This is a genomic window from Silvimonas sp. (assembly GCF_031291215.1).
Classification (GTDB): Bacteria; Pseudomonadota; Gammaproteobacteria; order Burkholderiales; family Chitinibacteraceae; genus Silvimonas; species Silvimonas soli.
Genome location: NZ_JARLJK010000122.1, coordinates 248,468 through 269,365 on the forward strand (window position 1 = coordinate 248,468; position 20,898 = coordinate 269,365).

The following is a 20,898-nucleotide window of genomic DNA, read 5'->3' on the forward strand; positions in this document are numbered from 1 at the left end:
GCATGAGTGAACTGAAAGTCAGTCAATTCGCGGCAGAGCTGAAAATGCCGCCGCAAGAATTGCTGGAACAGCTGCGGGCGGCCGGTGTCGCCAAGCAAAGTGAATCGGACTCTATTACGGCCGATGACAAAACACGTCTGCTGGATCATCTGCAAAAGAAACACGGTGCAGCGGGCGACAAGCCCAAGATCACATTGCAACGCAAGCAAACTAGCGAAATTCGCAAGACCGACGCAACCGGCAAGGCCAAGACCATTCAGGTTGAAGTCCGCAAAAAACGCGTTGTGATCGCGCCGGAAGGCAGTCAGGGATTGCAACACGCCGCAGAGCCAGCAATCGGCACTTCGGCACCGGTCCTGAATGACGGTGAACGTGCTGCACGTGAGCTGGAAGCCAGCCGTCAGAACGAACTGTTTGCCCGCCAGGCCGCAGAAATGCGCGCCAAGCAAAATCGTGACGTGCGTAAAGATGAGCCGGTTGCTGCTGAAGCTCCGGCGCAACCGTCGCATGTTGAAGTGGCACCTGTTGCCGTGGCGCACGCTGTAGCTGAGCCAGTTGCAGAAACCGTCGCTGATGCTCCGGCCCCGGTTGCTGCGCCAGCCCCGGCACCTGCCGCTGCTGCGCCAGCACCAAGCCGTACTCCAAACCAATCGCCTGCGCGTTCGGACGAAACTCGTCCACGCATCGGCATGCGCGTTGAATTGCGCAAGCCACGCAACGAACCGTTGCGTGCTCCGGAGCCAGCCAAAGCGGCTGCACCGGCACCTGCTGCTGCCAAACCCGCCGACAAGAAAAAGGGCGAGAAGGGCGCGTGGGATGACGACAAGCGCGGCAAGAAAGGCGGCCTGCGCACCAAGGGCGGCGACGCGGGCGGTGACTGGAAGAGCAAGAAGGGTGGCCGTAAGGGTCAGCAGCAACAAGATAACAATGCTCACGCTTTCCAGGCGCCTACTGAGCCGATTACCCACACCGTTGATGTTCCGGAAACCATTTCTGTAGCCGATCTGGCGCACAAGATGGCCGTGAAGGGTGTGGAAGTCGTCAAGGCACTGATGAAGATGGGCATGATGGTGACCATCAACCAGGTGCTGGACCAGGAAACCGCGATGATCGTCGTGGAAGAAATGGGCCACCAACCGGTTGCTGCGAAGCATGATGATCCGGAAATCTATCTGGGCGACGAAGACAAAACCGAACACGCACTGCTGCCACGCGCACCGGTCGTGACGGTGATGGGTCACGTTGACCATGGCAAGACATCGTTGCTGGATTACATTCGTCGCGCCAAAGTGGCGGCTGGCGAAGCGGGCGGTATTACCCAGCACATCGGCGCGTACCACGTGGAAACCGAAAAGGGCGTGATTACGTTCCTTGATACCCCGGGTCACGAGGCGTTTACCGCCATGCGTGCTCGCGGTGCTTCGGCGACTGATATCGTGGTGCTGGTAGTTGCTGCCGATGATGGCGTGATGCCGCAAACCATTGAAGCCGTTCACCACGCGAAAGCGGCCGGTGTGCCAATCGTGGTTGCAGTGAACAAGATCGACAAGCAAGGCGCCAATCCGGAACGCATCCGCCAGGAACTGGTTGCACAAGAAGTTGTGCCGGAAGACTGGGGTGGCGATACACAGTTCATCGAAGTTTCGGCCAAGCAAGGTACGGGCATCGATAACCTGCTCGACGCCATTCTGCTGCAGGCTGAAGTGCTGGAATTGAAAGCGCCGACCGACGCGCCAGCCAAGGGCATCATTATTGAAGCCCGTCTGGACAAGGGTCGCGGCGCAGTGGCAACCATGCTGGTGCAATCCGGTACGCTGAAGAAGGGCGACGTGTTGCTGGCTGGCGGCGTATTTGGTCGTATCCGTGCCATGCTGGACGAAAACGGCAAGCCGATTACCGAAGCTGGTCCGTCGATCCCGGTAGAAATTCTGGGTCTGTCGGAAGTGCCAAGTGCTGGTGAAGACGCCATGGTTCTGGCTGACGAGAAGAAGGCGCGTGAAATCGCCCTGTTCCGTCAAGGCAAGTTCCGTGATGTGAAGTTCGCCAAGCAACAGGCTTCCAAGCTGGAAAACATGTTCGCGCAGATGGCCGAAGGCGGCGAAGTTCAACGCCTGCCGATCATCATCAAGAGCGACGTGCAAGGTTCGCTGGAAGCGTTGGCTGGTTCGCTGCAAAAACTGTCGACCGACGAAGTGCGTGTGCAGATTCTGCACTCGGGCGTGGGTGGTATCAGCGAGTCCGATATCAATCTGGCATTGGCGTCCAAGGCGGTGGTGGTTGGCTTTAACGTGCGTGCCGATGCGGCAGCGCGCAAGCTGGCCGAGCACGAAGGCGTCGATATCCGCTACTACAACATCATTTATGATGTAGTAGATGATGTGCGCGCTGCGCTGTCGGGCATGCTGGCACCAGAGAAGAAAGAACAGATCATTGGTCTGGTCGAAATTCGCCAGGTGTTTGTCATCTCCAAGGTTGGCTCGGTGGCCGGTTGTTACGTGCTCGACGGTATCGTCAAGCGTGGTGCCGGCGTTCGTTTGCTGCGCAACAACGTGGTGGTCCATCAAGGTGAACTCGATACGCTCAAACGCTTCAAGGATGATGTGAAGGAAGTTCGCGCTGGCTACGAATGTGGTCTGCAACTGAAGAACTACAACGACATCCAGGAAGGCGATCAGCTCGAAGTGTTCGAAATCGTCGAGATTGCACGGACGTTGTAAGGCGTATGGGGTGTGGAGTGAGGTGTAAGACCCCACCCTGATGACGCTGGCGGCGCAGGCTTTTTTTCAAGCCTGCGCCTTTTACTTTTGTATCACCAGGAAATGGGGCTACACCTCGCCCTTCACGCCTGACTCCTCACACACCATGGCTAAACAGAAAAAGACTTTCACGCGCGCTGACCGGTTGTCGCAACAATTGCAGCGCGATACGGCTGAACTGATCCGGGCCGAACTGGATCACCCCAAAGCATCGCTGATTACCATCACCGATCTGGAAATCACGCGCGATTATTCGCACGCGAAGATTTTCTACACCTTCATGGGTACGCCAGAAGACGCAGCATCGATTGCTGAAAAGCTGGAAGCGGCCAAGGGCTTTATTCGCAGTCAGCTGGCACGCGGCATTTCGCTCTACAAAATGCCGGAACTGCATTTTGAATATGATCACTCAGTCGAACGCGGCATGGCGCTCGATAACCTGATCCAGCAAGCCGTTGGCTTGCCTAAAGCCCCGGACGACGAACAAGAAGAAGGTTGATCGTCGCGCATGGCTAAACGAAAGATTGATGGCGTTTTGCTGCTGGATAAACCGTTTGGTGTTTCCAGCAACAATGCGCTGCAAAAGGCGCGCTGGTTGTTTCAAGCCGAAAAAGCCGGTCACACCGGCGTGCTTGATCCCTTTGCTACGGGTCTGCTGCCGCTGTGTTTTGGCGAGGCCACCAAGTTTGCCCAGCGCATGCTCGATGCCGACAAGGGTTATCGTGCGACGCTGCAGCTCGGTCAGGTATCGACCACGCTGGATGGTGAAGGCGGTATTTCCCGTTCTGGCGAAGTGACTTGTGATCGTGCCCAGGTTGAGGCGGTGATCCGTCAGTTTACTGGCCCCATCGAGCAGATCCCGCCTATGCATTCCGCGCTCAAGTTTCAAGGCAAGGCGTTGTATGAATACGCGCGCCAGGGTGTTGAGATTGAACGGGCAGTGCGCCATATCACTATCTATTCAATCGATATCATCAGCTTTGAGGGCGATGTGCTGGTGCTGGACGTACTGTGTTCCAAGGGCACATACATTCGCACACTGGCTGACGATATTGGCCGCACGCTGGGATGTGGTGCGTATTTGTCCGGTTTGCGCCGTACACGTACCGCCGGTTTTGTACTGGAAGACGCAATTGGCTTGGATGAATTGGGCCAGATTGAAATGCCCGAGCGAGAGGCGCGTTTGCTGGCCCCGGAATCTCTAGTGCTTGATCTGCCGGAAATCCAGCTCGATGAAGATGATACCCATCGCATCCTGCATGGCATGACGGTACGCCGCAGGTCGGTGTGGCAGCCTGCCGAAGGTACATTCCGCCTTTACGGCGCGCCGCAAAACGGGCATAATCGCGCGTTCCTTGGTTTGGGCGAAGTGGCATCCGATGATGTGCTACGGCCCAAACGTCTGCTGGCTACTAGTGACTGATTTCTGATTGGTTCAAGTGCTGGTTAATGGAGCAAACACGGGTGGCGACACTCGGTTTTGCTTGTCTGATCGGAAAGACCCATCCGGGAACGTCCCAAGGGTTTGAGATCAACTTATCGGAGTTTTAAAATGACTGTTTCTGTTACACAAAAAGCTGAAATCGTTGGCCAGTTCCAACGCGCCGCTGGTGATACCGGTAGCCCCGAAGTTCAAGTTGCGCTGCTGACCGCTCGCATCAACGACCTGACTCCTCACTTCAAAGCCAACGCGAAGGATCACCACTCCCGCCGCGGTCTGCTGAAGATGGTTTCCCGTCGTCGTCGTCTGCTGGACTACCTCAAGCGTACCAACGCTGACAGCTACCGCGATCTGATCGCCAAGCTGGGTCTGCGTAAGTAATCATTCACGAAAAAGTCGCAGTGAAAACTGCGACTTTTTTGTTTATGGCACGCATGAAGCGCAAGCTTTAAACACAAAAGGCACTAAAAAATCGTTTCTGGTGGGATTCCTGAACTGGCGCAAGTGTAATTTGTGCTGCCAGTCGCCGGATGTTGTACCAGAATGATTTTTTAGTGCTTTTTTTCTTGGCTCCGTTATTCGGCGTGTCAGAAAAACCAGGTTGTGCCTCCCTTTTGTCAAATTGCAGTTCCGGCGGCAAAAGGGCGGATGTTGGACTGTGCTGGAACTGGCGGTCACGGACAGAGTCTTTCAAACGCGGCACGCGATTCCCTCACAAACCGGGAACGCTCCGCCATCTGTCCCGGATGATTTTCAAAGGCGTCGAACACAACGCTTTGATCTTCGTCTCCCGGCCTGACCGCAGCGGCAATCGCACGCGCTTGTGGCCGAAAAGCGCATTACTGAAAAGGATAGCAATCCGTGTTCAATAAAATCTCGAAGTCTTTCCAATATGGCCGTCATACCGTGACGCTGGAAACGGGCGAAATCGCTCGCCAGGCATCCGGTGCGGTTCTGGTTTCCATGGATGACACCGTCGTTCTGGTGACGGTGGTTGCAGCTCGCGGCGTTAAGCCAGGTCAGGATTTCTTTCCGTTGACCGTTGATTACCAAGAACGTACCTACGCTGCGGGTAAAATCCCCGGCGGTTTCTTCAAGCGCGAAGGTCGTCCTTCCGAAAAAGAAATTCTGACCAGCCGTCTGATCGATCGTCCGATCCGTCCGCTGTTCCCGGAAGGTTTTTTCAACGAAATCCAGGTGATCGCCACCGTGGTTTCGCTTGATCCACAAATCGATTCCGATATCCCGGCAATGATTGGCGCTTCGGCTGCCATGGCTATTTCCGGCGTGCCGTTTGCTGGCCCGATCGGCGCTGCACGCGTTGGTTACGCGAACGGCCAGTACATTCTGAACCCGACCAAAGACGAACTGAAAACCAGCGAGCTGGATCTGGTCGTTGCCGGTACCGAAAAAGCGGTGCTGATGGTTGAGTCTGAAGCCAAAGAACTGTCTGAAGAAATCATGCTGGGCGCTGTGGTGTTCGGTCATGACGAAATGCAAAAAGCCATCAAGGCGATCAACGAACTGGCTGACGAAGTCAACCCGGAACTGTTCGACTGGAACGAGCCGGTACGTGACGAAGCGCTGGAAGCCCGTATCACTGAAATCGCTGGTGAAGACATCGCTCAAGCTTTCCGCGTAGCCCAAAAGCAAGCGCGTACCGTCAAGCTGAACGAAGCTTGGGACAAGGTCAAAACGGCACTGATCACCGAAGACACCGACACTCTGCAAGCCAACAAGATTCGCGGCATTTTCCATGACATGGAAGCGAAGATTGTGCGTAACCAGATTCTGGACGGCTTCCCGCGTATCGACGGTCGTGACACTCGCACGGTGCGTCCGATCACCGTTCGTACCGGCGTGCTGCCGCGTACCCACGGTTCGGCACTGTTCACCCGTGGCGAAACCCAAGGTCTGGTGGTAGCGACTCTGGGCACCAAGCTGGACGAGCAAAAAATTGATGCGCTGGCCGGTGAATACACCGACCGCTTCATGCTGCATTACAACTTCCCGCCGTACTCAACCGGTGAAACCGGCCGCGTTGGTACGCCAAAGCGCCGCGAAATTGGTCACGGTCGTCTGGCCAAGCGTGCTCTGATTGCCGTGCTGCCGACCAGCGAAGAGTTTGGTTACTCGATGCGCGTGGTTTCGGAAATCACCGAATCCAACGGTTCGTCCTCGATGGCTTCCGTGTGTGGCGGCTGCCTGGCTCTGATGGACGCTGGTGTTCCGCTGAAGAACCACGTGGCCGGTATCGCCATGGGTCTGATCAAGGAAGGCAACCGCTTTGCAGTGCTGACCGACATCCTGGGTGATGAAGATCACCTGGGCGACATGGACTTCAAGGTAGCCGGTACTGACGCAGGCGTGACCGCACTGCAGATGGACATCAAGATCGACGGCATCACCAAGGAAATCATGAAGGTTGCGCTGGACCAGGCTCAAGCCGGTCGTCTGCATATCCTGGGTATCATGAAGCAGGAAGTGGCTGGTGCGAACACTGAAGTGTCGCAACACGCTCCACGCCTGTACACCATGAAGATCAATCCGGAAAAAATCCGTGACGTGATCGGCAAGGGTGGTTCCGTGATCCGTGCGCTGACTGAAGAAACTGGCACGCAAATCGACATCCAGGAAGACGGCACGATCACCATCGCTTCCGTTTCTTCGGAAGGTGCTGACGAAGCCAAGCGCCGCATCAGCGAAATTACCGCTGAAGTGGAGATCGGCAAGATCTATGAAGGCCCGGTTGTCAAGATTCTGGACAACAACGTCGGCGCCATCGTTTCGATCATGCCGGGTCGTGATGGTCTGGTTCACATCAGCCAGATCGCCAACGAGCGCATCAAGAACGTGGCTGACTACCTGAAAGAAGGCCAGGTTGTGCGCGTGAAGGCACTGGAACAAGACGAGAAGGGCCGTGTGCGCTTGTCGATCAAGGCCGTGCTGAACGATGAAGCTCCGGCTGCTGCTCCAGTGGCACCAGAAGCGTAAGCAGTATTACGCTTCGCCATGACTGGCGTATAAAAGAAAAGACCACGGTTCGCCGTGGTCTTTTCTATTCCGGCTGCAGAATGCGTAGAGACGTCACGAGCGGGACGAACTTTCTGCAACTGACCTTATCCCATGGCGATTGATGGATTATTCCCATTTCTGCAAATCCATCCCGCATCTACATCCCAAAAAGTGGAGAACAGCATGACCATGCAAGCGGTATTGCAAACCGAACACGGCGGCCCGGAAACGCTTCACTTGGGGCAAACATCACGGCCACAGCCCGCTGCCGGGCAGTTGCTGGTCAAAGTAGCCGCCGCCGGGATCAACCGCGCCGATCTGGCGCAGCGTGCCGGTAATTATCCGCCGCCGCCAGGCGAGTCCAATATTCTGGGTATGGAGATTGCCGGGCTCGTGGTCGAAGTGGGCACTGGCGTCACGCAGTTTGCGGTTGGTGATCGCGTGATGGGTCTGGTTGGCGGCGGTGGCTACGCTGAATACTGTTTGCTGCAAAGCCAGTTAGCCATTCCGGTTCCGACAGGCATGGATGCGGTTGCCGCTGCCAGCTTGCCCGAAGCCTGGATGACTACCTGGTTCAATCTGGTTGATCTGGGGGGATTGCACGCCGGCCAGCGCGTGCTGATTCACGCTGGCGCCAGCGGTATTGGCAGCGCTGGCATCCAGTTGTGTAAATCCTTTGGCGCATGGGTGGCCGTGACTGCGGGTGGCCCGGAGAAATGCGCGTATTGCCGCGATCTGGGCGCCGATATGGTGATTGACTGCAAACAGCAGGATTTTGCCACCGAGCTGAAGAGTGCTGGCGGTGTCGATCTGATTCTGGATGGGGTAGGCGGGGATTATCTGCCACGCAATCAGGCCTGTTTGAACGCCGATGGGCAGATCATCTTGATTGGCATGCTGCGCGGGCTGAGTGCCGAAGCCAATATGGGCTTGTTGTTGATCAAGCGGCAAACGCTGCGGGGTTCGACCCTGCGCCCGCAACCATTGGCCGTAAAAGGCCGTTTGGCACAGGCTCTGCGCGATCACGTGCTGCCCTTGATACAGGCCGGTAAGTTGCGGGTAACGGTTGCCAGGGAGTTTGACTGGACTCAGGTCGCTGATGCGCATCGCTATGTGGCGGCAGGGCACAACCTGGGCAAGGTGATATTGCGGGTAGGGGCCGACGATTGAGCGGGGCGCTTGCGGTCAGCAAGCACTTGCAAAAGTTCAATTTTACGCTGACACCAACGTAATATTTAAGTGTTGATAACAATTCTCATTTAGATTAAAGTGCATTCCATCGGTTGAGCGGTGTGCCATCCCGGCGCGTCGGCAAACCGCCAACCTCTACAGGATGGAGTGCTTCATGAACGCTTACCTCGTCGGTGCAGACACTTTGGGCAATATCCCGGACGTGCTGCAACAATATGGCATTGCGATTCACAAACACGTGTCCGGCCGCAACGCCGCGCATCAACGCAAACCGGCAACGCTCAAAGGCGTTGACCTGATTATCTTGTTTACCGATTTTCTGGGGCACAACGTGATGCGCCATTACCGCGAAATGGCGCACGAAGAGAACATCCGCTTTGTCGCTTGCCGCCGCTCGGTATGTGCGTTGTCGCAAAGCCTGGATAAAGTCTGTTCGCCCAAACAGTGCGAAGCCTGCCCGGCTAAGAAAAAGCACTAACGACTGGCTATTAGACGATGTAGCCGCGCGCTAGGCAGTTACCCAGCAACCTGGACTCATGCAAGCGCGGAATTAATTGCCGCGGCAAAATTGCCTGGGTTCGTCGTGAAAGACGTTCCGGCTCGGGACAGGAATATCTCTAGTCGGGGTCGCTTTGCGCTGGCTTGGGCTCGGCAAAACGATAACCATTTTTGGTTGCTTGCTTGACCTCGTACATCGCCGTATCCGCAGCATTGAGCAGGGCTTCAGCATCAAGTGAGTCGCCGGGCATGTGAATGGCTATGCCGATGCTGGTCGAGAGCGTGACCTGACCGTTTTCCAGCAGGAAAGGTTCCTGCATGGATTGCACAATTTTCTCGGCTACGCGGGCGGCGTCATGGCGGGCGTCTTGCAAGTCTTCAAGCAGAATGGTGAACTCATCGCCTGCCAGTCGCGCCACGGCATCAATTTTGCGGACACTGGCACGCAGGCGTTTGCCAAAAGTCTTCAGCACCTCGTCGCCAGCATCATGACCGAAGCGGTCGTTCACTGCTTTAAAGCCATCCAGATCGAGGAAAAACACCGCAAACGGTTTTGCCTGGCGTTGCTGGCGACCGAGTGCCGTATTGATGAGCTGCAAAAGAGCCCGCCGATTGGGCAGGCCGGTGAGCGCATCTTCCAGCGCTTCGCGCCGCAACGTTTCTTCCAGTCGTTTGCGATCGGTTAAATCTACGCCGAGCAAGTAGACGCCCCGTATTTGCCCATCATTCGCGCGGTCGGGAATCAAGGTCATGCGCACTTCGCGCCGCCGGCCACCGCGATCTGCCACCATGTCCCAGCTATGTTTGCGGCCCTGCATTGCCTCGCTCACATGCGACTCAAGTTGCGCCCACTCATGAGGCGTAACGACCTCCGGAATGGGCCGATGCATCAGCAAATGCGGATCGCGGTCAAACCATTCCTGGTAGGTGGCATTCAGGTAGCGGCAACGCAGGTCAGACTCAATGTATCCGATCAGCACCGGCAAATTGTCGGTGATGGTCTGCAATTGCTCGCGACTGTCGCGCAACAGATCTTCGGCCTGTCTGCGATCAGAAATATCATGCAGGAAAATATTGAAGAGATAACGGTCATTCACAAAAATGGGCGATACCGTTTTCTCTACCGGAATAGGGTGGCCATTCTTGTGGCGCGCCATCATCTCGCCGCGCTCGAATAACGCGGGCTGTGCGGCGTGTTCAACAAACGCGTAAACGGCCTGGCGGGTCTGTTCACGGTTTTCCGTCAGAATGATGAGGTCGGCAAAATTGTTGCCCATGGCCTCTTCGCGGGTCCAGCCGAAGGTTTCTGTCGCTTGCTGGTTCCAGTCAACGATGGTGCCGTCTTGCGTGACGCCGACAAAAGCCTCCAGCGCGGTGGCCAGAGTTTCACTGAGGCGCCGTTTGGTTTGCAGCGTTTGATTCTGGGTGGCTTTGAGTTCATCCAGTGTGCTGGCCAGCGACGCATTGGCTGCGGAAAGTTGCTGAGTCTGCTGGGCAATTTCTTTCTTCAAGCCTTCTTGCAGGGCGTGCAACTCAGCTTCGGTTTGCTTGCGGATCGAAATATCCTGCGCTATCAGCACGAAAAACCACGGCTGTCCGTTGTCTCCGCGAAAGACGGAAAAGGTGAGTTCAAGCCAGACCAGATAGCCGTCGCGATGAATGAGTTGTTCTTCGCAACGTTCATTGTTTCCACCATCCAGCAGGCGCTGGCGCACGGCCCGCAATCGCTGCGTACCGTCCTCTCCCAGGAGTTGTGTTAACGGGACTTGCAACAGCGACTCGGCGGTATAACCGAGCAGGCTGGCAAAATGTTCATTCAGCCGGAGCCAGTTGCCATCAAGACTGCGATGGGCAACGCCTACTGCTGCCTGGTCGAAAGTGCTGCGGAACAAGCTTTCTTGCCGGGTTATTTCCTGATCGGCTCGGGCTTGGGAGACCGATGCGCGCAACGCGAACTCGCGTGCGTAGAGTTCCTTTTGCACCAGTGTGGTGACGTCCAGCAACATGCGCACACCTTCTTCATCAAGGTCGCGCGGTTGTGGATCAAAAATGCACAGAGAACCAATCCGGAAGCCGCTCAGGGTTTTGAGCGCCTTGCCTGCATAGAAGCGGATGTAGGGCGGACCGGTGACAACGGGGTTATCGCTAAAACGTGGATCGAGTCTGGCATCAGGGATCAGCATCAGCTCATCCCCCAGAATGGTATGACCGCAGAAAGAGATGTCCCGTGCGGTTTGCAAGCCGGTAAAGCCGTAGCAGGATTTGAAGTGCTGGAAGTCGGCGGCGACCAGCGAGATCAGGGCGCTTTCCACCCCAATTACCTTGGCGGCCAGACGCGTGAGCCGGTCCAGCGCCGGATCGGGTTCGCTGCTACCGAGCAGGTTAAGTTGGTTAAGCGCCTGCAATCGGGCGGTTTCATTGTGCGGAATCGGCGGGACAATCATGCCGGATGCTCCGCACGAACTGATTCGCACCAGCCGAAACCAGCCAGAGCGGCAGCAGGGCGTTCCAATGCCTGCGTGATCAGGCCGGGTCGCACGGTTCGCACGCGGGATGATCCTGATTTTCTTCCGGGCAAGTGGCCATTCCTCCTGAGTGCATGATTGACCGCGATACCAGCCGCAGCCTACGTTAATCAGCATAGGCTGATCTGGCTGTTAATTCGCGGTCATCTTGGGCACGGAGTTACCCAAATCATCACTTGCATGACAGTGGATCACGCTTTATCCACTGGAGGTTTATAGGCCAAAGCGTTCCAGCGCAAAGCGAATGAACTCACTGAGCTTGGGCGTTGGCTGGCGGTCGGCTTGATAAATCAGATGCATGGGCCGGGCAGGGGGTGCGTAGTCGGGCAGCAGTTGTACCAGTCGACCACTGGCCAGATCATCGGCCAGCACGGCTTCAGTTTGCAGAACGATCCCAAAGCCTGCCAGCGCGGCATTGCGTAACGCTATACCGTTATTGATGGTTAAGCGGGCGGGGACTTGCACCTGCATCTCGCCATCTTTGCCAAACATGCGCCAAGTGTGTTCGTTCTCCCAGCGCAAGAAATCCATGCATTCATGCCTGGCCAGATCTCCTGGTGTCTGCGGTGTGCCATGGCGGGCCAGATAGGCCGGGCTGGCGCACAGCATCATGCGATAGGGCTTGAGTGGGCGGGCAATGAGCCCGGAATCGGAAAGCGTACCGATGCGAAAAGCCACGTCAAAGCCATCTTCGACCAGATCAATCACCCGGTCATTCAAGTGCAAAGACGCACTGATCTCCGGAAAATCTTGCAGAAAGTCGGTCAGCGCGGGCGCAAGTTGGCAAGCGCCATACGAGGTCGGGGCGCTGATACGCAATTCGCCACGTGGCGCCGCGCGCAACTGATCCACACTGGCATCGGCGGCTTCTACCTCGACCAAAGCCTGGCGGCAGCGCTGATAGTAGGTGCGACCCGCTTCGGTCAGGCTTTGCCTGCGCGTGGTGCGATTGAGCAAACGGGCACCCAAACGGGTTTCCAGTTCACGGATATGTTTGCCCACCATGGTTGGGGAGATGCCAAATTCCACCGACGCTGCGGTAAATCCACCCAGATCAACCACTCTGACAAATACCTGCATACCTAACAGCCGATCCATAATTTCAAACCTGTGGTTCTAAGTGTTAGAAAATATAGCCAATTTATCGTTTCAGATTGGGAAATGATAATGGGTTCGTGTGCTGCAGGGCGATTAGCGTTTTGCCACCCAACCCAGGAGAGTCATCATGTTTTTACTGAATGTGAGTTACAGCCAGAACCCGGCCGCAGTTGAACCGCATATCGCCAGTCACGGGGCGTGGGTAAAGCAATATGTGGAAGCGGGCGTGTTTGTAGCGGCGGGGCCAAAGCGCAATGGTCTGGGTGGAGTGATTTTGGCGCAAGTCGCTTCACGCGCTCAACTCGACGATATCCTGGCGCAAGACAGTTATGTAATGGCCAACGTCGCAACCTATCAAATTGAAGAATTTGATTTCAAGATTACTCAGCCCGAAGTGGCCGCGCTTAAAGCCGTCTAAGCATTGGCATTACATTAATTGGGGTGAGCGATAAAAAAAGCCGACCAGAGGGTCGGCTTTTTTGTGCGGGACCAGTTAGGGCTGGTCCCGATTGGGTGATTTGCAGATCAGAAACGCTCAGGCATTTTTTGCAGCAAGATAATGCGTTTGTTTTCCAGGCGCACGTAACCACCAAACACCAATTCTTTCAGAATCCGCGCAATCATTTCGCGCGAAGAACCAACGCGGTCAGCAATGGCTTGCTGAGTGAGGGGCTCGGAAATCATCATGGTGCCGTCCGGGTTTTCGGTAACCATGCCTTCAAACAAAGCGCGTACGCGACCATAAACATCCAGCAGGGCCAGATTTTTCATGGTGGCGGAAAGGCGCCGTACCATGCGGGCCAGTGCCAGGATCAGTTTGTCTTTGATCTGTGGGTAAGCGTCCAGCGCAGTGCGGAAATCCTGTTTGGTAAACATCAGGAAGGTAGAGTCTTCTTCGACTTGGGTCGACCAGCTGCGCGGCTCATCATCGATCATCGAAGTTTCGCCAAACACATCGCCTGCTTCACCGATCAGGAATACGAATTCCTTGCCCTGGTTGTCGCTGGTAAACGAGCGGGTGCGCCCTTCAACCAGCAGATACATGGCTTCGCCCGGATCGCCCTCGCGAAACAGGAAGGTGCCTTTAGGCAGGTGCCGACGCACCGCTGCGTGCTGGATGACTTCAAGGTCTTCGTCAGAAAACCCTTCAAATGCTGGAATCTGGCTTAGGAAGTTCTTCAACGTTGTGTCCATCTATGAAACATCTCCTGTGCTCAATCCGCAGAGCTCTTTGCTGCGGCCGAGGCTGCTGATGTGTTGTGTTGTTGAGCAGCTGCCGTTTTTTTGTCGTCTGTAGTCGGGGTGCATTGCTCCGCACTCGGGACTACTTCCATTTTTCTGGCTAGCATATATTCATTCATTTCTTTCCAACCGCTAAAGATATCTGATTTAGCCACACGTGGATTACGACTAAAACAATCTTCCAGCGCTCTACCACTGTGTCGGCATGCTGCGCCGATCGCTTTGCCGTTGGCTTGCTGCTTGTTCAGCATTTCATTGACCTGGTCGCAGCCAGTTAGTGCCGTAACCACAAGCATGCAAACGAAATATCGAGATAATGGCATGAGATACTCAACCCGTAATTGTTCGGTTAACGGCTATATCGGGTTGAATCACACTTTACTTTAGAACATCGTGATTCACGCGCAACCGTTCAATGGGTTTGTTCTATGCCTGCAAGCAGCCAGCGCGCAGCGGGTGCCTTTTGCTTGGTGAAGTGCCATACCTCTTCAAACGCTTCAACCGGCGCGTTAACGTACTCACTGACCTGACCTTTGAAACGCACGCTGGCGACCAGATGCGCGGATTCATCGCTGATATCCAGCAAATCAATATTCAGCGCCGGGAAATCAGCAATTTCCCGGTTCTCTTCAATTTCACCGTGCAGCGCAGTGAAGAGTTCCGGCGTCAGATATTTGCGCAATTCTTCCAGTTGTTCTGGCGAGTTCATTGCCTGCAAGTGCTGGAAGCTGGCTTTGGCATGACGCAGAAAGGCTTGCGTGTCGGTGCCATCCGGGAGACTCGCCGGTGCGGACTGGCCACTTTGCATGACGCCTTCGCCAATCCGGTAAACCTTCTGGTTCTGGGTATTGACCTTGGCAGAGTCGTTCCAGCCCGGCACTGGCCGGGTTTCCGGATACGGATCTACCACCGGGCGCTCGCGCCGACGCAAGAACATGAAGCCGGCCAGCGTCAGACCGCCCAACAGAATCAGCCAGCCCCACGGCAAGCCGCCACCGTCGCTAGCAGTGCCGGAAGCATGGTCGCCGTTCCTGGCGAGGGCATAACCTGCAGCAGCCCCAACCGCTGCCCCCGCTAGCGCGGGTACCAGCGACGAACGCTGTGGTTGTTGCGGCGCAGGCTGTGCCGGTTGAACAGGTGGCTGCGCTGGAGATTGGGCCGGGGTAGTGGGGGCGGGACGAGTAATCTGATTACGTTGCATGCCGGTTGAACGGCCGCTACCTAATCGTTTTGCCTGCACCGGGCCAGCAAGAGCCACGGCAAACGCCAGCAAAATAATGAATAAACGTGATCCCGAAGTATGACTACGCATTAACGACAGTCCCTGGTCAATCGATTGTCAGGTTGTGTATTGGAAAACCATGAATCGTACATTAGTAAGGGCTTAAGCAGTTAATTTCAAGTGATAAGACACGATGATTTTGTTTATACGATGCAGCGCCCAAACGCATCCGTTATTGGTTTGGACGGCATTTTTGACCGACTCAGCAGTAAAAAGCGCAATTGGCCGGATAAATATCATCGCCTTACAAACCTTTGGAGGCGCCTGGCTGATCAGATATGAACCAAATCGCTTTGGTTCATTTTTCTGATTAATTCTTGCCAAGCTGGAAGGTTGTTTCTTACAGATTTCAAGTCGGCACAGGTGCTATTCGGCGTGAATGGCAACTTGATATTGGGCATTGATCGGACACCAGGAGATGCAGCTGGTTCCATAACTGCCGGGTATTCGATTATGCCCGGCAGTGGCGGTGCAATTTATTTGCGTTGCCCGCGCTCGATAGTCACCCCAACCCGACCCACTTCATGCAGGATACCCAACTTGGTAACCGACACTTTGGTCCATGGTGCAGAGAAATCCTGCATGATCAGATGTGCAATGTGTTCGGCCAGCGCTTCAAGCAGCAGAAAGTGCTGTTCAGCCATGGCCTGGCGCAAATGCTGAACGACCTTGTCGTAATCGATGGTGTCGGTCAGATTGTCGGAAACACTGGCGCGTGCGGAAGGTAGACCGATTTCCAGGTCGAGTTCAACGACTTGGGGGGCGAGACGCTCCCAGTCATACCAGCCAATAAGGGTTTTGGCGCGTACGCCGTGCAGAAAAATGATGTCCATACCACTCCTGGCGCGGGTAAGGTTTGACGTGCCCGCGTACGGATCGCTTACAATCGAAAGCTCGCTATTGTAGTGGAATTCAAGATGCTGTCGTTAATCGTCGTGCTGGCCGCCTATCTGATTGGTTCGCTGTCATTTGCCGTGATCGTCTCCCGGGCAATGGGGCTGGCCGATCCGCGCTCATATGGTTCGGGCAATCCTGGCGCAACCAACGTGCTGCGTTCGGGCAACAAAAAGGCCGCCGCACTCACTTTGCTGGGTGATGCCTTCAAAGGTTGGCTGGCGGTCGTTGTCGCTCAGATTTTGGCGCACTTCTGGCACTTGGGTGATGAGACTATCGCGGCAGCGGCGGTTGCGGTCGCTGTGGGGCATATGTGGCCGGTGTTTTTCCGGTTTGTGGGTGGCAAAGGTGTGGCCACTGCGGGCGGGATTTTACTGGCTCTTGACTGGCCCGTCGGGCTGATTACTCTGTTGATCTGGCTGGTCCTGGCCAAGGGTTTCAAGATTTCGTCACTGGCCGCATTGATTGCTGCCGTTGTTGCGCCGCTGCTGACCTGGTGGTTTATCCCTGAGCGCGTGTATTTATATGCGGTGCTGATCATTTCGGTGCTGCTGATCGCACGGCATCATCAGAACATCCGCAAGCTGCTGCAGGGGAGCGAGAGTAAAATCAGCGGCAAGGATGAGATGAGTTCGTGAATGAGCGATGGCCCTCTGCACTAAGGGTCTCGCCGATTGGTTCGTCGATGGAGTAATAAAAAATCCCCCGGATCTGCTGACAGATAACGGGGGATTTATTTGTGAGGCTGAGCTTTTTCAACCTTGCTTGGTGTGATCGCGCACGATCCGGGCTTTTTCTCTGACCCATTCGCGCTCTTTCTCGGTCTGGCGTTTGTCGTGCTGCTTCTTGCCCTTGGCCAGGCCGATATCCAGCTTGATATAGCCATGCGCAAAGTGCATGTTCAAGGCCGCTACGGTATAACCCGAGCGATCGACCTTTTCCGCCCACTTGGCGATCTCGTTGCGTTTGAGCAGCAATTTGCGCAGGCGCACCGGGTCCGCATAGGTGTGCGTTGAAGTGGAGACCAGCGGCGAGATGTGCGCACCCATCAAATAAAAGTCGCCGTTAATATAGGTGACGTAAGACTCTTTCAGCGCGACACGACCCGCCCGAATGGCTTTGACTTCCCAGCCTTCCAGTTGCAGGCCAGCTTCCAGCCGGTCTTCGATAAAATATTCGTGAAACGCTTTGCGGTTATCAACAATCGTCATTTCTTTTGCCATCTGGCTCATCGTCCGAACAATGATTGTACCGGGTGGCGCATTTTTCGAGGTATCACTGTGCGAATTTGTTTACTTTATTGCGGCGGTACGTTGGGAATGCGCCCTGGTAACGCCGGGCTGGAGCCAGCACCTGGCTTTCTCAGTGAAGTGTTGCAGGCCAGTTATCCAGCAGTAGAAGTGATCGAATATTCGCCATTGCTTGACTCCAGCGATATGGGACCGGCCGACTGGAATCGCATAGCCAGCGACATTGCGCAGCGTGCCGGTGAGTTCGACCGGTTCGTCGTTCTACACGGTACCGACACCATGGCCTGGACCTCTTCGGCCCTGTCTTTCATGCTGGCGGGTCTGAATAAGCCCGTGATCGTCACCGGTGCCCAACATCCGTGGGAAGAGCAGGGCAGCGATGCGCCGGACAACGTTGAGGCCGCCATTGAACTGGTCATGGGCGGCGCGTACCGCGGTGTGGGAGTGGTTTTTGCTGGTCAACTATTTCAAGGTAATCGGGTTCGCAAAAGCGATTGTGAAGCTGATGCCGCTTTTTCCAGTCCGAATTTGCCAGTGGCAGGGCGCCGTTTTGGTTCTGGCTGGGCTTTAGTTGGCGCTGAAACGACAAACAGTTCGTGGCAAGGGTTGCAATTGGTCGCAGCCGACGCCCGAGTGGTACGCGCCACGCTCGGCCCCGGTCACAGTTCAATCTGGCTGGCACAGTCATTGTTGGCACAACCCTTGGATGGCGTGGTGCTGGAAACGTATGGCAGCGGTAATGTTCCTGCCCATCCTGAGCTGACGCATGCTTTGGAAGCCTTGGCCCAATCGACTGTTGTGGTGAATTGTACGCAATGTGTTTTTGGTTCGGTGCAGATGGGGTTGTATGCATCTAGCCAATCTTTAGTGGCCGCCGGCGTGCTGGCGGCGGGGGATATGACGCCAGAAGCAGCGTTGGCCAAGTTGTATTGGGTGGCTGGTCGCACACAGCAACTTGCTGAACGCCGCCAATTGTTTATGCAAAATATCGCCGGTGAACGAACGCAAAAGTAGCCGCGTCAGGCTGTCCATGCTAGTATCGCTGCCTGTTCTCGATGGCGGGTCTCCCCGCATGGCTAGAAGGTGAACTTGGTCAGGTCCGGAAGGAAGCAGCCACAGCTTTTGATGCCAGTGCCGGGGGTTGGGCTCGCCACCCCTCCCTTTGTTTGTCTCGTAGTGCCCCGTTTTTCCCCTCCTGTTCTCCGGCGTTTCTCTGATTGTCCTCAGTGTTAGCTTGGCCCCTTTTTGCCTGGCCCATTCGAAATACAGTACACATTTCCCTGCTTTTGTCTGCCTGATATATCTCATTTATGCCATGTGATTAGTACCCTGGAATCGTTGACGTGTATCAACATGGCATATTCGGCGAGGGCGCAATATTCGTTTCGCAAGCTGATGCTTCGTGTATCTCCAGTGGAATTTCCGCCGCGCTAGTCGCGGCGTTTTTTTTGCTGCTACTCATTGCCTTGTCAGCCCTCGGCGCCAAATGCATAATGCGCCATCCAGTAGCTGGTTCTGTCCATGAAGGCTTTCTTCGACCTCTTCCCGGTCATCTTCTTCTTCCTCGCATTTTTCTTCACCCAGCATGACCCGGCGCATGCTGTCGCGTGGGCAAGTCATATTCCCCTGCTGTCGCACGTGCTGGCCGAAGCGCAAGCATCGGTACCGCCCAAGACGCCCGATCAAATCGCAATGCTGATCGCCACAGCGGTGACCATGGTGGCCAGCGTGATCCAGCTGGTATTTTCGTGGCTGAAGTGGCGCAAAATCGATGCCATGCTGATCGTCAGCTTTGTGCTGATTATCGTGCTGGGCGGGGCAACGCTGTATTTTGATAATCCAGACATCATCAAGTACAAGCCTACCGGTCTGTACTGGATTTTTGCCCTGGTCTTGTTGCTGTCTCAGTGGTTTCGCGGTCAAAACCTCATCAAGACCATGATGGGCAAACAAATGATGCTGCCCGAATCCATCTGGTCGGTATTGAACAACGTCTGGGTTGTGTTCTTCATTAGCATGGGCGTGGTCAATATCATTGTCGCCCGGCTCTATAGTTACTCTGTCTGGGTCAACTTCAAACTGTTTGGAACGTTAGGATTGACGGTGGTTTTTGTAGTGGCCCAAGGCCTGCTGCTGAGCCGTTATGTCATTGACGATGCTAATCCCGCCAGTAACCCACCGTCGGATCAGGACAAATAATCATGCCGCTTTATGCGATTATCGGAACCGATGTTGCGGACAGCTTGTCAGCTCGTATGGCTAGTCGGCCTGCGCATCTGGCGCGTCTGGACATACTTAAGGCAGAAGGGCGCCTGGTACTGGCTGGGCCTTTCCCGGCGATTGATTCGGTAGATCCTGGCCCGGCTGGATTCAGCGGCAGCCTGATTGTGGCCGAGTTTGAATCTTTAACCGCGGCGCAAACCTGGGCAGAAGCTGACCCCTATCGCGCTGCTGGCGTTTATGCCGAGGTGTCTGTGAAACCCTTCAAACATGTGCTTCCATGAGCTCTGGTATGATTAGCATGGAAGATGAATTGCGTCAGAGACTGGCGTTGTTGGAACCTGAAACCGTAATCGTGCACGACGACAGTGCTGCTCATGCGGGCCATGCTGGCGCGCAAGGTGGTGCTCACTTTGATGTCACGATTGTGGCGCAGGCCTTTGCGGGATTGGGTAAAGTGGCCCGACATCGCAAGGTGTATGCTTTGGTGGCAGATTTGATGCCGGCGCGCATTCACGCGCTCAGTATCAAGGCGCTGACCCCGGAAGAGCTCTGAGAACGGGTAGCCTCGTTCCCGGAATATAATTTCAAGTTGTATGCATTGACCTCGATAACACTCAAAGGAATCACGTAATGCGTTCTACCAAGCACCTTATTTTTGCCGTGATCGGCGCGATGATTTCCGCTTCGGTTATGGCCGATGCAAGCGTTGCTACCGTGAACGGTGTGGCCATCCCGCAAAGCAAGATGGACATGATCGTAAAGCAACTGGCTGAACGTGGTCAGAAAGACTCGCCGGAACTGCGTGACCGTATCAAGCAACAGCTGATCAACAACGAAGTGATCTATCAAGATGCCGTGAAGAAGGGCACTGACAAGAGCGCAGACGTGCAAGCTCAGCTGGATGCAGCCAAGCAGCAGATCGTAATCGGCGCATACGTGAACAACTACGTAAAAAACAACCCGGTTTCTGATGCTGATGCACAGAAAGAATATGACACCGTGAAGGCTCAGAATGCAGGCAAGGAATACCATGCCCACCACATTCTGGTGAAAACAGAAGCTGAAGCCAACGACATCATCGCCCAACTCAAAAAGGGCAAGAAATTTGATGATCTGGCCAAGGCTAAATCTGTCGACACTGGCAGCGGTGCAAACGGTGGCGATCTGGGTTGGGCTAGCCCGAACAACTACGTGCCAGAGTTTTCTGCCGCGATGACCAAGCTGACCAAGGGCCAGATCACTCAAACCCCGGTCAAGACCCAGTTCGGTTATCACGTCATCAAGCTGGATGATGTGCGCGATGCAAAATTCCCTTCTTTCGCTGAAGCGAAGGGTGAAATCTCGCAGCAAATCCAACGCCAACGCGTACAAAAGATGGTTGATGATCTGCGTGGCAAGGCAACTGTGCAGTAATAGTTCTGATCTTGCTCCGGTTACACGTGTAGCCAGAACGGGAAACAAAAAACGCCATGCAAATGCATGG

Annotated in this window: 22 protein-coding genes and 1 other RNA gene; 15 read left to right on the top strand and 8 right to left on the bottom strand. The window is 55.2% G+C overall.

Annotated elements, in window-relative coordinates; all coding sequences use genetic code 11:
* The first annotated feature begins 2 nt into the window (after positions 1-2).
* From infB to rpsO, 4 genes are all read left to right on the top strand, one after another.
* Positions 3-2,717, top strand: coding sequence for a translation initiation factor IF-2 (infB, locus tag P4L78_RS13880; protein WP_309328529.1), 2,715 nt, complete (start codon positions 3-5; stop codon positions 2,715-2,717).
* Positions 2,718-2,862: 145 nt separating this feature from the next.
* Positions 2,863-3,255, top strand: coding sequence for a 30S ribosome-binding factor RbfA (rbfA, locus tag P4L78_RS13885; RefSeq protein ID WP_283149771.1), 393 nt, complete (start codon positions 2,863-2,865; stop codon positions 3,253-3,255).
* A 9-nt stretch (positions 3,256-3,264) separates the two neighbouring features.
* Positions 3,265-4,179 (top strand): tRNA pseudouridine(55) synthase TruB, encoded by a 915-nt coding sequence (gene truB / locus P4L78_RS13890; RefSeq protein ID WP_283149770.1) that lies wholly within the window; start codon positions 3,265-3,267, stop codon positions 4,177-4,179.
* Between the two features lie 129 nt (positions 4,180-4,308).
* Positions 4,309-4,578, top strand: coding sequence for a 30S ribosomal protein S15 (rpsO, locus tag P4L78_RS13895; RefSeq protein ID WP_283149769.1), 270 nt, complete (start codon positions 4,309-4,311; stop codon positions 4,576-4,578).
* 67 nt (positions 4,579-4,645) lie between these two features.
* On the opposite strand, the gene P4L78_RS13900 is transcribed toward rpsO, so the two are convergent.
* Positions 4,646-4,900: a hypothetical protein gene (locus tag P4L78_RS13900; protein WP_283149768.1), complete on the bottom strand. Its 255-nt coding sequence runs from the start codon at positions 4,898-4,900 to the stop codon at positions 4,646-4,648.
* 158 nt (positions 4,901-5,058) lie between these two features.
* Here P4L78_RS13900 and pnp point away from each other — a divergent pair, with 158 nt between their 5' ends.
* From pnp to P4L78_RS13915, 3 genes are all read left to right on the top strand, one after another.
* Positions 5,059-7,191, top strand: a complete 2,133-nt coding sequence (gene pnp, locus P4L78_RS13905) for a polyribonucleotide nucleotidyltransferase (protein WP_283149767.1) — start codon at positions 5,059-5,061, stop codon at positions 7,189-7,191.
* Between the two features lie 204 nt (positions 7,192-7,395).
* Complete coding sequence (locus P4L78_RS13910; RefSeq protein ID WP_309328530.1) at positions 7,396-8,382, top strand: NAD(P)H-quinone oxidoreductase; 987 nt, start codon at positions 7,396-7,398, stop codon at positions 8,380-8,382.
* A 175-nt stretch (positions 8,383-8,557) separates the two neighbouring features.
* Positions 8,558-8,881, top strand: a complete 324-nt coding sequence (locus tag P4L78_RS13915; RefSeq protein ID WP_283149765.1) for a DUF2325 domain-containing protein — start codon at positions 8,558-8,560, stop codon at positions 8,879-8,881.
* Positions 8,882-9,020: 139 nt separating this feature from the next.
* Here P4L78_RS13915 and P4L78_RS13920 read toward each other — a convergent pair whose 3' ends face one another.
* On the bottom strand, positions 9,021-11,345 hold the full coding sequence (locus P4L78_RS13920; protein ID WP_309328531.1) for a PAS domain S-box protein: 2,325 nt from the start codon (positions 11,343-11,345) through the stop codon (positions 9,021-9,023).
* A gap of 294 nt (positions 11,346-11,639) precedes the next feature.
* On the bottom strand, positions 11,640-12,524 hold the full coding sequence (locus P4L78_RS13925; protein ID WP_309328532.1) for a LysR family transcriptional regulator: 885 nt from the start codon (positions 12,522-12,524) through the stop codon (positions 11,640-11,642).
* Between the two features lie 127 nt (positions 12,525-12,651).
* On the opposite strand from P4L78_RS13925, the gene P4L78_RS13930 reads away from it, so the two are divergent.
* Positions 12,652-12,942 (top strand): YciI family protein, encoded by a 291-nt coding sequence (locus P4L78_RS13930; RefSeq protein ID WP_309328533.1) that lies wholly within the window; start codon positions 12,652-12,654, stop codon positions 12,940-12,942.
* Between the two features lie 107 nt (positions 12,943-13,049).
* On the opposite strand, the gene P4L78_RS13935 is transcribed toward P4L78_RS13930, so the two are convergent.
* From P4L78_RS13935 to P4L78_RS13950, 4 genes are all read right to left on the bottom strand, one after another.
* Positions 13,050-13,718: a Crp/Fnr family transcriptional regulator gene (locus P4L78_RS13935; RefSeq protein WP_283149761.1), complete on the bottom strand. Its 669-nt coding sequence runs from the start codon at positions 13,716-13,718 to the stop codon at positions 13,050-13,052.
* A gap of 20 nt (positions 13,719-13,738) precedes the next feature.
* Positions 13,739-14,017, bottom strand: coding sequence for a hypothetical protein (locus tag P4L78_RS13940; RefSeq protein ID WP_309328534.1), 279 nt, complete (start codon positions 14,015-14,017; stop codon positions 13,739-13,741).
* Positions 14,018-14,178: 161 nt separating this feature from the next.
* Positions 14,179-15,078 (bottom strand): Tim44 domain-containing protein, encoded by a 900-nt coding sequence (locus tag P4L78_RS13945; protein WP_283149759.1) that lies wholly within the window; start codon positions 15,076-15,078, stop codon positions 14,179-14,181.
* A gap of 446 nt (positions 15,079-15,524) precedes the next feature.
* On the bottom strand, positions 15,525-15,881 hold the full coding sequence (locus tag P4L78_RS13950; protein ID WP_283149758.1) for a dihydroneopterin aldolase: 357 nt from the start codon (positions 15,879-15,881) through the stop codon (positions 15,525-15,527).
* A gap of 84 nt (positions 15,882-15,965) precedes the next feature.
* Between P4L78_RS13950 and plsY the strand changes: the two genes are divergently transcribed.
* Positions 15,966-16,580, top strand: a complete 615-nt coding sequence (gene plsY, locus P4L78_RS13955) for a glycerol-3-phosphate 1-O-acyltransferase PlsY (RefSeq protein ID WP_309328536.1) — start codon at positions 15,966-15,968, stop codon at positions 16,578-16,580.
* Positions 16,581-16,697: 117 nt separating this feature from the next.
* Here plsY and smpB read toward each other — a convergent pair whose 3' ends face one another.
* A complete protein-coding gene (gene smpB, locus P4L78_RS13960; protein ID WP_283149708.1) occupies positions 16,698-17,153 on the bottom strand; it encodes an SsrA-binding protein SmpB in 456 nt (151 codons plus the stop codon).
* Here smpB and P4L78_RS13965 point away from each other — a divergent pair.
* The 6 genes from P4L78_RS13965 (at position 17,082) to P4L78_RS13990 (ending at position 20,828) form a co-directional block, all read left to right on the top strand.
* Positions 17,082-18,206, top strand: coding sequence for an asparaginase (locus tag P4L78_RS13965; RefSeq protein WP_309328537.1), 1,125 nt, complete (start codon positions 17,082-17,084; stop codon positions 18,204-18,206). The genes smpB and P4L78_RS13965 overlap by 72 nt on opposite strands.
* A 43-nt stretch (positions 18,207-18,249) precedes the next feature.
* Positions 18,250-18,347, top strand: an RNA gene (gene ffs, locus P4L78_RS13970) — signal recognition particle sRNA small type.
* A gap of 366 nt (positions 18,348-18,713) precedes the next feature.
* A complete protein-coding gene (locus P4L78_RS13975) occupies positions 18,714-19,391 on the top strand; it encodes a septation protein A (RefSeq protein ID WP_309328538.1) in 678 nt (225 codons plus the stop codon).
* A gap of 2 nt (positions 19,392-19,393) precedes the next feature.
* Complete coding sequence (locus tag P4L78_RS13980) at positions 19,394-19,696, top strand: YciI family protein (RefSeq protein ID WP_309328540.1); 303 nt, start codon at positions 19,394-19,396, stop codon at positions 19,694-19,696.
* An 8-nt stretch (positions 19,697-19,704) separates the two neighbouring features.
* On the top strand, positions 19,705-19,968 hold the full coding sequence (locus P4L78_RS13985; RefSeq protein ID WP_309328541.1) for a BolA family protein: 264 nt from the start codon (positions 19,705-19,707) through the stop codon (positions 19,966-19,968).
* Positions 19,969-20,045: 77 nt separating this feature from the next.
* Complete coding sequence (locus tag P4L78_RS13990; protein ID WP_283149703.1) at positions 20,046-20,828, top strand: peptidylprolyl isomerase; 783 nt, start codon at positions 20,046-20,048, stop codon at positions 20,826-20,828.
* Positions 20,829-20,898 lie beyond the last annotated feature (70 nt).